This is a genomic window from Mesorhizobium sp. B1-1-5 (genome assembly GCF_006443065.1).
Lineage (GTDB): Bacteria > Pseudomonadota > Alphaproteobacteria > Rhizobiales > Rhizobiaceae > Mesorhizobium.
Genome location: NZ_VFWS01000032.1, coordinates 1 through 15,505, shown reverse-complemented (window position 1 = coordinate 15,505; position 15,505 = coordinate 1). Strand labels below are relative to the sequence as shown.

The 15,505-nt window shown below is 64.6% G+C and carries 15 protein-coding genes; 5 read left to right on the top strand and 10 right to left on the bottom strand.

What is annotated here, in order from left to right; genetic code table 11:
• The first annotated feature begins 46 nt into the window (after window positions 1–46).
• A complete protein-coding gene (locus FJ980_RS13230; protein ID WP_140543314.1) occupies window positions 47–913 on the top strand; it encodes an SDR family NAD(P)-dependent oxidoreductase in 867 nt (288 codons plus the stop codon).
• A gap of 8 nt (window positions 914–921) precedes the next feature.
• Here the strand turns inward: FJ980_RS13230 and FJ980_RS13225 are convergent, their stop codons facing one another.
• From FJ980_RS13225 to FJ980_RS13215, 3 genes are all read right to left on the bottom strand, one after another.
• Window positions 922–1,416: a low affinity iron permease family protein gene (locus tag FJ980_RS13225; RefSeq protein WP_181164811.1), complete on the bottom strand. Its 495-nt coding sequence runs from the start codon at window positions 1,414–1,416 to the stop codon at window positions 922–924.
• Between the two features lie 289 nt (window positions 1,417–1,705).
• On the bottom strand, window positions 1,706–2,374 hold the full coding sequence (locus FJ980_RS13220; RefSeq protein WP_140543313.1) for a DapH/DapD/GlmU-related protein: 669 nt from the start codon (window positions 2,372–2,374) through the stop codon (window positions 1,706–1,708).
• Window positions 2,375–2,441: 67 nt separating this feature from the next.
• Entirely contained in the window at window positions 2,442–2,870 is a 429-nt protein-coding gene (locus tag FJ980_RS13215) for a CreA family protein (RefSeq protein ID WP_246676409.1), read from the bottom strand.
• 230 nt (window positions 2,871–3,100) lie between these two features.
• On the opposite strand from FJ980_RS13215, the gene FJ980_RS13210 reads away from it, so the two are divergent.
• From FJ980_RS13210 to FJ980_RS13200, 3 genes are all read left to right on the top strand, one after another.
• A complete protein-coding gene (locus FJ980_RS13210; RefSeq protein ID WP_095769018.1) occupies window positions 3,101–3,685 on the top strand; it encodes an SCO family protein in 585 nt (194 codons plus the stop codon).
• Window positions 3,685–4,557, top strand: a complete 873-nt coding sequence (locus FJ980_RS13205) for a 50S ribosomal protein L11 methyltransferase (RefSeq protein ID WP_140543311.1) — start codon at window positions 3,685–3,687, stop codon at window positions 4,555–4,557. Before FJ980_RS13210 ends, FJ980_RS13205 begins: the two co-directional genes overlap by 1 nt.
• Before the next feature lie 98 nt (window positions 4,558–4,655).
• Window positions 4,656–6,500 (top strand): aminopeptidase P family protein, encoded by a 1,845-nt coding sequence (locus FJ980_RS13200; RefSeq protein WP_140543310.1) that lies wholly within the window; start codon window positions 4,656–4,658, stop codon window positions 6,498–6,500.
• A gap of 82 nt (window positions 6,501–6,582) precedes the next feature.
• On the opposite strand, the gene FJ980_RS13195 is transcribed toward FJ980_RS13200, so the two are convergent.
• On the bottom strand, window positions 6,583–6,879 hold the full coding sequence (locus tag FJ980_RS13195) for an AzlD family protein (protein WP_140543309.1): 297 nt from the start codon (window positions 6,877–6,879) through the stop codon (window positions 6,583–6,585).
• The gene (locus FJ980_RS13190) at window positions 6,876–7,604 is read right to left on the bottom strand and encodes an AzlC family ABC transporter permease (protein ID WP_140543308.1); all 729 of its coding nucleotides are present in this window, start codon (window positions 7,602–7,604) and stop codon (window positions 6,876–6,878) included. Before FJ980_RS13190 ends, FJ980_RS13195 begins: the two co-directional genes overlap by 4 nt.
• Window positions 7,605–7,983: 379 nt before the next feature.
• Between FJ980_RS13190 and FJ980_RS13180 the strand changes: the two genes are divergently transcribed.
• Window positions 7,984–8,742: an SDR family oxidoreductase gene (locus FJ980_RS13180; RefSeq protein WP_140543306.1), complete on the top strand. Its 759-nt coding sequence runs from the start codon at window positions 7,984–7,986 to the stop codon at window positions 8,740–8,742.
• 24 nt (window positions 8,743–8,766) lie between these two features.
• Here the strand turns inward: FJ980_RS13180 and FJ980_RS13175 are convergent, their stop codons facing one another.
• From FJ980_RS13175 to lpxC, 5 genes are all read right to left on the bottom strand, one after another.
• Complete coding sequence (locus tag FJ980_RS13175; protein WP_140543305.1) at window positions 8,767–9,459, bottom strand: TIGR02453 family protein; 693 nt, start codon at window positions 9,457–9,459, stop codon at window positions 8,767–8,769.
• The gene (gene ligA / locus FJ980_RS13170) at window positions 9,459–11,666 is read right to left on the bottom strand and encodes an NAD-dependent DNA ligase LigA (RefSeq protein WP_140543304.1); all 2,208 of its coding nucleotides are present in this window, start codon (window positions 11,664–11,666) and stop codon (window positions 9,459–9,461) included. The genes FJ980_RS13175 and ligA overlap by 1 nt, the downstream gene beginning before the upstream one ends.
• 281 nt (window positions 11,667–11,947) lie before the next feature.
• A complete protein-coding gene (gene recN / locus FJ980_RS13165; RefSeq protein WP_140543303.1) occupies window positions 11,948–13,621 on the bottom strand; it encodes a DNA repair protein RecN in 1,674 nt (557 codons plus the stop codon).
• 8 nt (window positions 13,622–13,629) lie between these two features.
• Window positions 13,630–14,499, bottom strand: a complete 870-nt coding sequence (locus FJ980_RS13160; RefSeq protein WP_095769002.1) for an outer membrane protein assembly factor BamD — start codon at window positions 14,497–14,499, stop codon at window positions 13,630–13,632.
• Window positions 14,500–14,701: 202 nt separating this feature from the next.
• The coding region (gene lpxC, locus FJ980_RS13155) for a UDP-3-O-acyl-N-acetylglucosamine deacetylase (RefSeq protein WP_140543302.1) at window positions 14,702–15,505 on the bottom strand (804 nt) is incomplete at its 5' end.

Below are 15,505 nucleotides of genomic sequence, written 5' to 3'. Positions count from 1 at the left end.
TGCGCCCGGCGTTAAGTTCGGCCCGACCCGAACAAGGATGGAACTCATGACCAGCGACGCCCAGATCCAGACCGCCCTGCCCGCCTTCGCCTCCGGCAATGTCGCCGTGATCACCGGCGGCGCCAGCGGCATCGGCCTTGCAGCCGCAAAACGGTTCGCGGCAATGGGCATGAAGGTGGTGCTTGCCGACATCGGCGGCATGCGCCTCGACCAGGCGAAGCAGGCGGTCGCCGCGATCGGCGGCGAGGATGCCATCCTCCCAATCCCGACCGATGTCTCAAGGGCGGAAGAGGTCGACCGGCTGGCGGACCTCGCTTACGGCGCCTTCGGTGCGGTGTCGGTGTTGATGAACAATGCCGGCGTCGGCAACAATCCGGGCAAGCCGTGGGAAAACCGCGACGCCTGGAAGCGGCTGCTGGACATCAATTTCTGGGGCGTCGTGCATGGCGTCGAAGCCTTCGCGCCGCGCATGCTCGCCGCCGGAAACCCGGGCCTGATCATCAACACCGGGTCCAAGCAGGGCATCACCACGCCGCCCGGCAACCTCGCCTACAACGTCTCCAAGGCCGGCGTGAAGACTTTTACCGAAGGGCTGGCGCATGCGCTGCGCAACGAGCCGGGAGCCAAGGTGTCGGCGCATCTGCTGATCCCGGGCTTCACCTATACTGGCCTGACCGAAGGCGCGACGGAAAAGCCCGCCGGCGCCTGGACCGGCGAGCAGGTGATCGACTTCATGCTGACATCGCTATTGGACGACGACTTCTACATCCTGTGCCCCGACAACGAGGTGGCACGGTCGACGGATGAAAAACGCATGGCCTGGGCGATCGGCGACATCATCGAGAACCGCCCTGCCTTGTCGCGCTGGCATCCCGACCACAAGGACGCCTTCGCGGCCTTCATGTACCGCTGACAGTCCGGTCACGCGGCGGCTTTCTTCTTGGAGCCGCTCTTGCCCCCGACGGCTTTCTTTGCAGCCGTCTGGGCGATCTTGCGATTGCCCTTGGTGCCGTTCTTTTCGGCCACGGCCTTGTTGGCCGCCGCTTCGGCGATTTTGCGGTCGTGCCGCTTTGCCGCCGCCTCGCATTTGGCGCGTATTTCCTCGACCTCGGTCTCCGTCAGGTGCTCGATGCCGATGAAACGGTTGTGGGCGCGGCTGACGCGGATCAGCTCGTCGAGCTTAGCCTGGATCGCGGCGCCGTCGCGGTTCTGCGTGTTCTGGATCAGGAACACCATCAGGAAGGTGACAATGGTGGTGCCGGTGTTGATGACCAGCTGCCAAGTATCCGAAAACCCGAAGATCGGCCCACTCAACGCCCATATAACCACGATCAGCACACAGACGGCAAAGGTGGGCGGCAGACCCGCCAGATGGGCCACATGGTTGGCTATCCTCGTAAAAACCTTCTCGATCATGTAATTCCCTGGACCGTGGATGCTCAAGCATTTGCGAAGAAACAAGCTGCCGCCTTCTCCGGTTCCCGAGGATTGAATTTTCGCCTTCGCAGCCGCAATCGCATACACGCAGAAAGCGCAGGCGCGCGAAGAAACACCTTATCCGATTGTGCGTCATAGTGCGGTTGCAGGCCGAAAGCCTGTTCCTTCCGCTTCACGGCGGTTTACCTCCAGCCCCTTCCGCTGCGCCACCCCCGCATGGCGGAAGGGGCATTTGATTCCCGGAAGGGGACCGGTCGGACAGCGCCGGTCATGTGCTCGACGGCGTTCTGCCCGCGTCAGTGAGCGTTTCTTCCCAACGATCGAGAAAGGCTTCGATCGGCATGGCCTGCATGTCGGGGATTGCGCTCGCCAGTTTCTCGGGCGCCCAGTCCCACCAGGCGAGGGCTTCGATGCGCGCCGCGACAGTGGCCGAGAACCGCCGGCGCAGCGGCTTTGCCGGAACGCCTGCGACGATCGTGTAGGGCGCGACGTCATGCGTCACAACGGCATTGGCGCCGATGATCGCGCCGTTGCCGATCGCGACACCCGGCATGATCACCGCGCCGTGTCCGATCCAGACATCATGGCCGATTCTGACCGATTTTGCTTGCCGCCGCGCGCGAAAAGCCGTGTCGACGCCCAGCCAGCGAAAATACTCGTTCGGCCGGTAGCTGACCTTGTGCTGCGTCAGCCGCTCGATCGGATGCTCGAGCGCGTTGATGCGGCTGTTCGCGGCGATCGAGCAGAACTTGCCGATCGTCGTGTAGATCGCCTCGCAATGGCGTTCGAAATAGGAAAAATCGCCGACGCTCACCTCGCGCAGGATCACCCGCTCGCCGATCGAGGCATAGCGGCCGAGCTTGCATGCCTTCAGCTCCGCGGTCGGATGGATGCGCGGCTCGGGATCCTTGAGGACGAGGTTTTCAGGACGATCCATAAGGGGGCTTTACGCCGGCGGGGACGGCCCCGCAAGCGCGGCCTGTCCCGGCAAGGCCTGTCGGAAGCTATTGCGGCTTGCCCTTGGTCCACACCACGTTCTGGCCGTAAAGCGGCACGGTCGTGACCGACATCTTCGCCGAGCCGTTCTGCACCTGGCGCGAATGCGACAGATAGATCAGCGTCTCGTTCTTCTTGTCGTAGATGCGGTTCACCACCTGCTTTTTCCAGATCAGGCTGAGGCCCTGCTTGAACACCTCCTCGCCGCTCTCGCCCATGTCGATGTCGCCGATGGTGATCGGCCCGGTCTGGCGGCAGGAGATTGACGAATCGGAAGGATCCTCGAACCAGTTGCCCTTATGCAGCCGGTCGATGATGCTGCGGTCGAAATAGGCGACATGGCAGGTGACGCCGTCGACCTTCGGGTCCTTGATCGCGTCGACCATGATGTCGTTGCCGACCCAGTCGACACCCACTTTACCCACTTCGTCAGCCATGGCCGCGCCGGCGCTCAGGGCAAGACAGGCGGCGAACAAGCCGATCAGTTTTCGCAAGGAAGCCTCCTTGGTTTACGTTTGCCGATGTCAGGTGGGACAGGATCGTGGCGTTTGCAAGCCGATCGGCCCGCCCGGCCGCTTGCGGCAACGCGACATCTTTGCGCGCCCGGCGCCAACCCGCTAAGACTGTCGCCAAACTGGCTTCCAGCCAAAGCAACGGACATTCACCGATGATGCGCTCAATCCTGGTCGGCATTCTTGTCCTGATGGCGGCGGGCATCGGCTGGCTGACATTCGACTGGTACCGGGGCCACTATGGCGGCGAGCCCTTCGGCGCGCCCTTCACGCTGGTCGACCAGAAAGGCGCGCCGATCACCGAAGCCGCCTTCAGGGGACACCCCAGCGTCGTGTTCTTCGGCTTCACCCATTGCCCTGAAGTCTGCCCGACGACACTGTTTGAACTCGCCGGCTGGCTGAAGACGATGGGCGACAGCGGCAAGGACCTCAACGCCTATTTCGTCACCGTCGATCCCGAACGCGACACGCCGGAGACGATGAACACCTATGTCAGCAACTTCTCCGACCGCATCACCGGCATCACCGGCGATCCGGACAAGGTGCACGCCATGGCCAAGGCCTTCGGTATCTATTGGAAGAAGGTCGACACCGGAGACGGCGACTACACGATGGACCACACGGCCTCGGTGCTGCTGCTCAACGCCAAGGGCGATTTCGCCGGCACCATCGCCTATGGCGAGAGCGCCGACACCGCGATAGCCAAGCTGAAGCGGCTGGCTGCGGGTGGGCAGACCTGATGGGCCAGACTAGGCTCCACTTCACCGCCAACAAGCTCGAGGCCGACCGCATCTTTGCCGCACTGGACGCCGCCTTCGAGGAGGACGGCCTGCCGATCGCCGTGCTGGAGCTCGACGAGGAAAAAGATATCCACGAAGTGTCGCTCTATGCCGATGGCGACGTCGATCCCGTCGAGGCGCGCGTCAAGGATATCCTCGCGGGTCTCGGCCTGCCGAAGGCGATCGAGCGCGAGGTCCTTCCCGACGTGGACTGGGTGTCGCGCTCGCTGGAAGGCCTGAAGCCGGTCCGCGCCGGACGCTTCTTCGTCCACGGCTCGCACGACCGGGCCAAGCGTCGCAGTGGCGACCTCGCCATCGAGATCGAGGCGGGCCTTGCCTTCGGCACCGGACACCACGGCACCACCGCCGGCTGCCTCGAAGTGCTGGAGCAGGTGGTGCTGCGCGAGCGGCCGCGCAATGCGCTCGACCTCGGCACCGGCAGCGCCGTGCTCGCCATCGCGCTGGCCAAGCTCGCGCATATCCCGGTGCTGGCGACCGACATCGATCCGGTCGCCGTCCGCGTCGCCGCCGCCAATGCCCGCCTTAACCACGTCAAGGCGCTGGTCGAGACGGTGACGGCACCCGGCTTCCATCATCCGATCTTCGCCAGGCGCGCGCCTTTCGACCTCATCGTCGCCAACATCCTGGCCCGGCCGCTGATGCGGCTCGCGCCCGAAATGGCCAAGCACATCGGGCTCGGTGGCTCGCTGGTGCTCTCCGGCATCCTCGACCGGCAGCGCGACGCGGTGATCTCGGCCTATGTCGGCCAAGCCTTCCGCCACGTGCGCACCTTGCATCGCGAGGGCTGGGTGACCATCCACCTCAAGCACTGAGGCCGGATTGCATCCAGCCGATCTGGCCCTGCCGAAATCGATTCCGATTTCCGGGGTCATGCGCTACGCTCGCAACAAGCATCGAAGAGAGGCCAAAAATGTTCCAGACCTTTGATTCCGCTGGTGATCCTGCCGTCGGTGAGCCGCGTGTGGCGCTGCTGCGGCAATGGCTGGCTGAGAATGGTTTGGATGGCTTCCTTGTTCCCCGCGCGGACGAGCACCAGGGCGAATATGTCGCCGACCGCTCGGCGCGGCTGAAGTGGCTGACCGGTTTTTCGGGTTCGGCCGGCGTCGCCATCGTGCTGCGCGACCGCGCCTTCATCTTCGTCGACGGCCGCTACACGCTGCAGGTGCGCAATGAGGTCGACCTGTCGATCTTCACCGTCGAAAGCCTCATCGACAATCCGCCGGCCAGCTGGATCAAGGACAATCTCGGCAAGGGCGCAAGGCTCGGCTTCGACCCCTGGCTGCACACGATCGGCGAGGTCAAGGCGCTGAAGGCATCGGCCGAGCAATCCGGCGCAACATTGGTGCCGCTCGACAGGAATCCCATCGACGTCATCTGGACGGATCAGCCGGAACCGCCGCGTGCGCCTGTCGAGATCCATCCGCAAAACCTCGCCGGCGAGCTAGCCAAGGACAAGCTCAAACGGCTGGCGGGCGCGATCGAAAAGGAAGGCGCCACCCATGCGGTGCTGACCGATCCTTCCTCGATTGCCTGGGCCTTCAACATCCGGGGCGGCGACGTGCCGCATACGCCGCTGGCGCTCGGCTTCGCCATCCTCGCCGCCGACGGCAAGCATCAGCTGTTCATGGACCAGCGCAAATTCCCGCGCCAGGTCGCGGCCTATCTCACCCAGCTTGCCGATCCGCATGACCCGGGCGAGTTCGAAGCCGCGATCATCGAGCTCGCCAAGGGTGGCGCGAAAATCGCGCTCGATCCGGTGCTGGCGGCGGAGAAGCTCCGCATGCTGGTCGAGGACAATGGCGGCACGGTCGTTTTGGCCGCCGACCCTGCGCGTATTCCCCGCGCGACCAAGAACCAGGCCGAGATCGCCGGCAGCCGCGCCGCGCATCGCCGCGACGGCGCCGCGGTCGCCAGGCTGCTGTGCTGGCTCGACCGCCAACCGCCTGGCTCACTCGACGAGATCGCCGTCGTCACCAAGCTGGAGGAGGTGCGCCGGCAGACCGGCGAGGAAACGCAGATGCCGCTGCGCGACGTCTCCTTCGACACGATTTCCGGCGCCGGCCCAAACGGCGCGATCATGCACTACCGCGTCTCGCGCGCCACCAGCCGCAAGCTTGAGAGCGGCGAGCTGTTCCTGCTCGATTCCGGCGGTCAGTATCAGGACGGAACCACCGACATCACCCGCACCGTGCCGATCGGCCAGCCGACCGAGGAGATGCGCGAGCGCTTCACCCTCGTGCTGAAGGGCATGATCGGCATCTCGACGCTGCGCTTCCCCGCCGGCACGCGCGGTTCGGAGATCGACGCCGTTGCCCGCGTGGCGCTGTGGAAGCATGGCTGCGACTTCGCCCACGGCACCGGCCACGGCGTCGGCTCCTACCTTGCCGTGCATGAAGGGCCGCAGCGCATCGCCCGCACCGGCACAGAAAAGCTGCTGGCCGGCATGATGCTGTCGAACGAACCGGGCTACTACAAGGAAGGCGCCTACGGCATCCGAATCGAGAACCTGATCCTGGTCACGCCGGCGGAGCAGATCGAAGGCGGCGACATCGCCATGCACGGTTTCGAGACGCTGACGCTGGCGCCGATCGACAAGCGGCTCATCCGCACCGACCTGCTGCACCGGGACGAATTGCAGTGGCTCGACCGCTATCATGCCCGGGTGCTCTCCGAGATCGGCCCGATGGTCGACGGCGAAACGCTGGCCTGGCTGGAGAAGGCCACCGCGCCGCTGCCCCACGACGCCAAGATTTGAGGTGAGCGTCTTTCTCCCCGTTTACGGGGAGAAATGCCCGGCAGGGCAATGAGGGGCAGCGCCAACCATGCAGGTTAGAAAGCTACCCTACAAACTGGCGCGCGATTATCAGTGCCGCCGCACCGGCCAAGAACATCGCCATCAGGCCGCCGCGCAGCGACACCAGCACAGTGACGATCAGCGCCGCCCACTCAGCGGGCCCGGCATGCAAGAGCTCGGGCGCCACCAAAGTCGTCAGCACCGCGGCCGGCACGGCGTTGAGGCCGGCCTCGACGCGCGGATGAATGGTCTCAAAGCGCGAGATGACGAGGTGGCCGCCGACACGGGTCAGATAGGTGGCGACGGCGCCGGCCAGGATGATCCAGAAGGTCGTGCTCATGGCCGCTTGCCCACGCCGCTGTGATGCGGCGGCAGGATCACCGCCAGGAGGATGCCTGCGACCGCGCCGATCGAGACATGCCAGGGCGAGCCCACGGTTCGATAGGCGATGATCGAGGCGACGGCGCTGGCGGCGACGACGGGCGCCCAGAGCGGCCGTTTGCGAAAGCCGAGCACCAGGCCGAGGAAATAGATCGGCAAAAGGAAATCGATGCCCAGCGCATGCGTGTCGGGGATCAGCTTGCCGAACACCGCGCCCAATCCGCTTTCGACCACCCAAAACACATAGACCGGCAGGCCTAGCCCCAGATACCAGACGAAGCTGACGGGACGGCCGGACTCCGCCCTCGCCTCGGCGATGGCGAATTGCGGGTCGGTCAGGATGAAATAGCCGAGCGCCTGCTGCAGCAGCGGCCAATGCGCGATGCGCCGGCCGATGCCGGCCGAATAGAGCACGTGGCGAAAGTTCACCGCAAAGATCGACAGCACGATCAACCATGGCGCGACGTGCTGGCCGAACAGCTCGATGCCGACCATCTGGCTGGCGCCGCCATAGATCATCGCGCTCATCAGGAAGGCTTCGAGGACGGAAAAACCATTATCGACCGCAAGCGTGCCGAACAGCACCGCGAACGGCGCCGACGCAACGACGACCGGCATTGAAAGCCGCACGCCGTCCCAGAAATCGCTGCCCGTTCTGCCCTCAGAGATTGCTTCCGCTGCCATGCACCGCTCCTCGTGCATGTCGCCCAGAAGTGCGCAGCGGTTCTGGGACAACGACATGCATCAACAAAAAGACTTAAAGCGCGTCGCCTGGATTCGTTCAGCGCGACGCGCCTTAAGAGCGGTTTCATTTAGGGAGCGTCGCTTTCAATGTCACACCAATTCGCCTGACCCAATGATCAGCGGAACTGATCGCCGGTGTTGCAAAACGTTGGAAGTTCTCCACTGCTCAGCTGACGAAATAGCGCTGCCGTTCGAAGTCCCTGATGTGCGACGCCTGCCCGGCGTCGGATGGGATTTTTTGCCGGCCCCTATTGTCGAACGATCGCGCCCTGGCGCAGAGATAGCGTCGCGCCTTGCAGCAAGAACCGAGGGGAAATGAATGGTCGTCTATGATTTCACGGACCGGCATGCGGTCGTCACCGGAGCCGGCGGCGGGATGGGCGAAGCGATCGCGCTGGCGCTGCTCGATGCCGGCGCCTCCGTCACCGCCATCGACATCAAGTCGCGTCCGGCCTCCCTCACCTCGTACGACGACCGGCTCACCTTCGCCCAGGGCGATTTGACCGACGCGGCCTTCGTGGAGCGGACCATCGGTGCGGCGGGCCGCGAGCGCGGCGGCATCGACTATCTCGCCAATGTCGCCGGCGTATTGTGGTTCGGTCGCGACAAATCGGCGCTCGAGATGGACCTCGACGTCTGGGATCAGGTCTTCAATATCAATTTGAAGTCCTTTGTGCACACCGTACGCGCGGTCGTTCCGCAGATGCGCGCCGGCGGCCGCGGCGGCGCCATGGTGCATTTCTCGACCATTCAATGGTATCGCGGCGATCCGAAGCCTCAGGATGCCTATCAGGCCTCGAAGGCGGGCGTCTGCGCGCTGTCGAAGTCGCTTGCCATGCAGCTTGCCGGCGACGGCATCCGCTCCAACGCGATCTGCCCCGGCATGGCGCTGACGCCGCTGCAGGCGCGCTGGGACACCGACGAAAAGCGCGCCGCCGTGGCGAATTATACGCCGCTCGGCCGCATCGGCACGCCGCAGGACATGGCAAACGCCGCGCTCTTCCTGCTCTCCGACGCCGCGAGCTATATCACCGGGATCGAGCTTGCCGTCGATGGCGGTCTCTTGATGCGGATGTAAGCCCGGCGACTGCCGGAGGCGGCGTCAGGCCGCGACGGCCGTTCCCTGGATCGCCCTGCCCCAGTCGAGCAGCGGCTTGGCGCCAAGCGTGAAGCCGACGAGATCGTCGACCAGCGCCGGCGAGTGGATCGTCGCCGGATCGATTTCGTGCCGGACCACAAAATGCCGGCTGCGCACCGCCTGGGCGAGATCCTCGTCACCGATATCCTCGAAACCGCGCGGCGCCCGCTTCAGGCGGTCTTCCGCATCGAGCGCGAGGCCGGCCTTGTTGAGCGACGAGACCATGCCGCGGAACGCGGCCGGCTTGGTCACGATCGCCTTGCGCATCGCCTGCAGCAATTCAGGCGCCGGCTGCCACCAGGCCACACCCGCGAAGCAGCGCTCGAGCCCGATATGCACATAGAAGACGCCCTGCTCCATCTTGGTGCCGTCGGGCGAGAGGATCGCCGAGAGATGCCGGTTGTAGGGCCGCTTGTCCTTGGAAAAGCGCACGTCGCGATTGATGCGGAACAGCGATTTCTTGCGGTCGCCGCGCAAGCCGAGCTTGGCCGCCTCGAAACGCTCTGTGAGCGTCTCGACCAGATCGCAGAACGGCCCGTGCAGCTCGCTGTCGTAAAGGTCGCGGTTTTCCTGGAACCACTCGCGGCTCTGGTGGAAGTCGAGCGCCTTCAGGAACGGAATGGCCTTCGGCCCAAAACCCTTGAACGCGCCAGTCATCAGCCGCCCCTGCCGATGCGCTGCAGCCAGGTGTCCTCGTCGATCACCTCGATGCCGAGGTCGCTCGCAACTTTCAGCTTCGAGCCGGCACCAGGACCCGCCACCACCAGGTCGGTCTTGGCCGAAACCGAGCCCGCGACCTTGGCGCCGAGCCGCTCCGCCATCGCCTTGGCTTCCGAACGCGTCATCTTTTCCAGCGAGCCGGTGAACACCACCGTCTTGCCCAAGACTTCGCTGCCGGCTGAGAATTCCATGACGTAGGGTTTCGGATGAACCTGCGCCAGCAAGGCGTCCAGCACATCGTCATTTCGCTCATTGCCGAAGAAGTCGCGCAACGCGTTTATCACCGTGTCGCCGATGCCGTTGATCGACGGGAAGACGCTGTGCGGATCCTCCGCTTTCGCCATCTCCTTGCCGACACGGATCAGTTCCTCGATGGTCGAGAATTGGCGGGCAAGCACGGCCGCCGTCGTCTCGCCGATATGGCGGATGCCGAGCGCGAAGATGAAACGATCGAGCTCCGACTCGCGGCGCGCGTCGATGGCCGAAAACAGCTTGTCGAGGCCTTCATAATTGCGCTCCTCGACGCTGCGCACGTTCTTGCGCGCCTTGCCGGAGGCTTCCTCGCGCAGCCTCGCCTGCTCCTCGCGTCGCTCGGCCAGCGCCCTGGTGACGGCGGGCCTTCGGTCCTTCAGCGTGAAGATATCGGCGGCGGTCTTCACCAGCCCCGAATTGAAGAACAGGTCGATGTTTTCGGCACCGAGGCCTTCGATGTCGAGCGCGCCGCGCGACACGAAGTGACGCAGCCTCTCGACCGCCTGCGCGGCGCAGATCATCTCGCCGGTGCAGCGCCGGCGCGAATCCTCCTTGCCTGTCTTCTCGTTGATCTCGCGCGTCGCCGGCGAGCCGCAGACCGGGCAGGTATGCGGGAATTCATAAGGCACCGCGCCGGCCGGCCGCTTGTCGACGACGACGCTGACGATCTGAGGGATGACGTCCCCTGCCCGCTGGATCACCACCGTGTCGCCGATGCGCACGTCGATACCGTCGCGGATCGGCTGGCCGTTGCTGTCGAAACCCTTGATGTAGTCTTCATTGTGCAGCGTGACATTCTCGACCACCACGCCGCCGACCGTGACCGGCGCAAGCCGCGCCACCGGCGCCAGCGTGCCGGTACGGCCGACCTGGATGTCGATCTTCTCGACGGTCGTCATTGCCTGCTCGGCCGGGAATTTGTGGGCGACCGCCCAGCGCGGCTCGCCGGTGACGAAACCCCAGCGGCGTTGCAGCTCGAGCTGGTCGACCTTGTAGACGACGCCGTCGATGTCGTAGCCGAGCGAGGAGCGCTGCTCCTCGATGCGGTGGTAATGCGCGATCAGGTCGTCGATCGACTTCGCTCGCACCATCAACGGGCTGACCTTGAAGCCCCATTCCTTGAACTTCTGTACGGAATCGAACTGCGTCGGCGCGGGGTCCGCTGTCGTATAGCCCCAGGCATAGGCAAAGAATTTCAGATTGCGGCTGGCGGTGACCGATGGATCCTTCTGGCGCAGCGAGCCGGCCGCGGTGTTGCGCGGATTGACGTAATCCTGGCCGCCGACCGCCGCTGAACGCTGCTTCAAAGCTTCGAATTCGGCATAGGTCATGTAGACCTCGCCGCGGATCTCGATGATTTCCGGCCAGCCCGAACCCTGCAGCTTCTTCGGGATGTCGCCAATCGTCTTCAGATTGGCAGTGATGTCCTCGCCGACCGTGCCGTCGCCACGCGTCGCGCCCTGCACGAACACGCCGCTCTCGTAGCGCAGCGAGGCCGACAGCCCGTCGATCTTCGGTTCGGCGGTGAAGGCGATGTCGAGGTCTTTGTCGCGGTCGAAGAAACGCCTTCCGCGCTCGATGAAATCGGCGACGTCCTGGTCGGTGTAGGCCTTGGCGAGGCTCAGCATCGGCACCGCGTGCCGCACCTTGGTAAAGCCCTCCGCGGGCGGGGCGCCCACCCGCCGCGTCGGCGAATCCTCGCGCACGAGATCGGGGAAGCGCTCTTCGATGGCGAGGTTGCGCCGGCGCAGCGCATCATACTCGGCATCGGTGATCGTCGGCGCGTCCTCGGCGTGATAACGCCGGTCATGCTCGGCGATCTCCGCCGCCAGTTGCTTCAGCTCATCCGCGGCTTCGCCTTCGCTCAACGAATCGACGGGTTTTTCCGACATGCATCAGTCCTTGGATTGTGGCGCGCCACTATAAATCAGGATTTGACGGCAGGGAGTGGGCTTGCGCAAAAATCATTGCTGAACAGCACGATGCAGCCATCAGCTGACTCTGCTTTCAAGGCCGGAGAATCAAGCACCAAGGATGTGTTGAGATTCAGGTCAGGCCGAGTCGAGAAGGGTGGTCTCCGAGAACCGGAGCGGAGCGTACTTGAAGTACGTGAGTACCGGAAGCGCAGGAAACCGCCGTTCGCAGACCGGCCTCACCTGAATATCGACACATCCTATGCGGCAGCCGTATTCTCGCGCAGCAACCGCTCCGCTGCCGCGCGCGCTTCGTCGGTGATGGTGGCGCCGGCCAGCATCCGCGCGATTTCCTCCTGGCGCGCCGCGCGGTCCATTTCGGCAATGCCGGTGGCCACACGGTCCTTGCCGCCGGATTTGGAGATCAGGAAATGCGTGGCGGCGCGCGCCGCGACCTGCGGCGCATGCGTGACCGAAAGCACTTGCACCCGCTTCGACAACCGCGCCAGCCGCTGGCCGATGGCGTCGGCCACCGCGCCGCCGACGCCGGTGTCGATCTCGTCGAACACGAGCGTCGGCGCAGAGCCGCGATCGGCCAGCGCCACCTTCAGCGCCAAAAGGAAGCGCGAGAGCTCACCGCCGGAAGCGACCTTCATCATCGGTCCCGGCCGCGTGCCCGGATTGGTGCGCACCCAGAATTCGACCTGGTCAATGCCTTCTTCCATGCGGCTTTCGGCATCGCTTCCCATCTCGACGATGAACTCGGCCCGTTCGAGCTTGAGCGCCGGCAGTTCCGCCATCACAGCCTTGGTCAGGCCCGCCGCCGCCGCATGGCGCAGCGACGAAAGCTGCGCCGCGGAAATATCGTAGGCCTCGCGTGCCGCGGCGGCCTGCTTGGCCAGCGCGTGCAGCCGCTCCTCGCCGGCATCGAGGTCGGCAAGATCGGCCACCATCGTGTCGCGCAGCTGCGCCAAATCGTCGACCGCGACACTGTGCTTGCGAGAGGCGGCGCGCAGCGCAAACAGACGTTCTTCCGCCTTCTCCAGACGCTGTGGATCATATTCGGTGGCGCGAAGCGCTGCTTCCACCCCGGACTGCGCGGCGTCGAGCGAGATCATCGCTTCGTCGAGCGATTTCACCACGTCGTCGAGCAGGCCGGGCGCTTCGCTGGACTTGCGCTGCAGCCGCCGCAACAGGCTGGCGAGCTGCGGCAAGGGCGAGGACGGCCCCGACAGCACATCCTGCGCATCATGGATTTCGGCGCCGATCTTTTCGACGCGCATCATCGTCGCGCGCAACTCCGCAAGCTCCGTTTCCTCGCCCGGCTGCGGGTCGAGTCTTGCGAGTTCGGCCACGGAAGCGCGCAGATAATCGGCTTCGCGCGCCGCCGCCTCGACCTTGGCGCCATGCCGGGAAAGCTCCTGCTCGCAGTTTCGCCAGTACCGCCAGGCTTCGCCTGTGCCGCGCACGGCGCCCAGATGGCCGCCGAAACTGTCCAGCAATTCGCGATGCGCGCCGGGATCGACCAGCGCCCGCTCGTCATGCTGGCCATGGATCTCGACCAGGGCGCGGCCGACATCACGCATCAGGGTGACGCTGGAGGGCTGGTCGTTGACGAAGACGCGGGTGCGGCCATCGGCCGTCTGCACGCGGCGCAGGATGATGTCGCCATCGTCCTCGATGTCGTTTCCGGCGAGCATCGCGCGTGCCGGATGGTTGCGCGGCACGTCGAACACGGCGATGACCTGGCCTTGCGCGGCGCCATGGCGGACGAGCGAGGCATCGCCGCGCGAGCCAAGCGCCAGCGACAACGCATCGAGCAGGATGGATTTGCCGGCGCCGGTTTCGCCGGTCAGCACCGAAAGCCCAGGCAGGAAATCGATGTCCAGCTTCTCGATCAGGACGATATCGCGGATCGACAGTCTGGACAGCATCGCAAGCTTCAGGCGCCGGTGATCAGCTTCCCGGCCTTGGAAATCCACGATCCGGCATTTTCGCGGGGTTCAAGCCCGTTGCTCTGCAGGAGCTTGTAGGAATCCTTGTACCACGGGCTGTCCGGATAATTGTGACCAAGCACCGCCGCGGCCGTCTGCGCTTCCGAGGTCAGGCCCATCGCATAGTAGGACTCGGTCAGGCGTGCGAGCGCCTCCTCGACATGGCGGGTGTTGGAATAGTTCTCGACCACGGTGCGGAAACGCTTCACGGCGGCGATGTATTCGCGGCGCTCGAGATAGTAGCGCCCGACCTGCATCTCCTTGCCGGCGAGCTGGTCGCTGGCGAAGCGGATCTTGTCCTTGGCGTCGCCGACATATTCGGAGTTCGGCCAGCGCGTCACCAGATCCTGCATGGTCTGGATGGTCTGGCGCGCTTCCTTCTGGTCCTGGGTGACGTCCTTGATCTGCCGATAGTAGGAGAGGCCGATGATGTACTGCGCGTAAGCCGCGTCGTCCGTCGAGGGATAGAGGGTCAGGTAGCGCTTGGCCGAACCGATCGCCTCGTCGTAATTGCCGGCGCGATAATCGGCGAAAGCGCCCATCACCATCGATTTGCGTGCGAATTCCGAATAGGGATGCTGGCGGTCGACCGCGTCGAACTTCTTGCTCGCCTCATCGAGGCGGCCGGCATTCATGTTGGCCAGACCCTGGTTGTAGAGAACGTCGGCCGGCTCGGTCTGGTCGACGTAGGTCGCCAGGTTGACATCCTTCTCGGAGGACATGCAGGCCGACAGCACGAGCGCGGGAGCAACCACCGACAGCGCCAGCAAAACACCCCGACGCGGCGTTACCGATTGACCAACTCGCGAAAAAAACATGTTTGGATTCCGCCCCTTCGGCGTCGTTTCGGTCCCGGGCCGAAGCCATAAACCATTATCCCCTTGCCCGGCAACGCTATGTCCGGCCAATCGCACATTTTTGTGGCAGGCCGACGCTATGGCCAAAGCCGCGCGTTTTGACGGCCCTGTGATGCAGCCATGCAACACAAGCCCGACCACAAAGCCAGAAAACGGTTAAGAATCAGATCACCCAGGGCGCGTAGACCGGCCCGCTGACGGCGATCATCTCGGCGACGCGGCCGCGCTCGCGACGTCTCGTCTCGACGATCTCGAAGGCCGTCCGGTCGGAAAGCAGCCGGCGCAATGCCGAGGCATTCATCCGGTGGCCGCCGCGATAGGAGCGGAAGCAGCCGATGAAGCGCGCGCCGGCCAACGCCAGATCGCCCATCGCATCGAGCGTCTTGTGGCGGGCGAATTCGTTGGGATAGCGCAGCCCGCCGACATTGATGACGCGGTTGTCGTCGCCGATGACAAGCGAGTTTTCGAGCGACGAGCCGAGCGCATAGCCGGCGGCCCAAAGCCGCTCGACGTCCTTCATGAAGCCGAATGTGCGAGCGCGCGCGATGTCGCGGCGGAAGATGTCGGGATTGATGTCGGAGGCGAACAGCTGCCGGCCGATCGCCGGGCTTTCGAAATCGATCTCGACCTCGAAGCGGGTGCCGTCATAGGGCCTGAACTCAGCCCAGGAGGCGCCGTTCTCGATGCGGACCGGCTTGACGATCCGGATGTAGCGCCGCTTGACCGACAGCGTTTCGATGCCGGCCTGGTCTATGGCCTCGACGAACGCCATGGCGCTGCCGTCGAGGATAGGGACCTCATGGCCGTCGATCTCGATGATGACATTGTCGATGCCGAGCCCGAACAGCGCCGCCATGATGTGCTCGACCGTGGCGATGTGCTCGCCAGAGGGGTCACCGAGCATGGTGCACAGATCGGTTGCGCCGATCTCGGAAAACAGGGCGCGGAACTCGCGACCTTGCCCGTT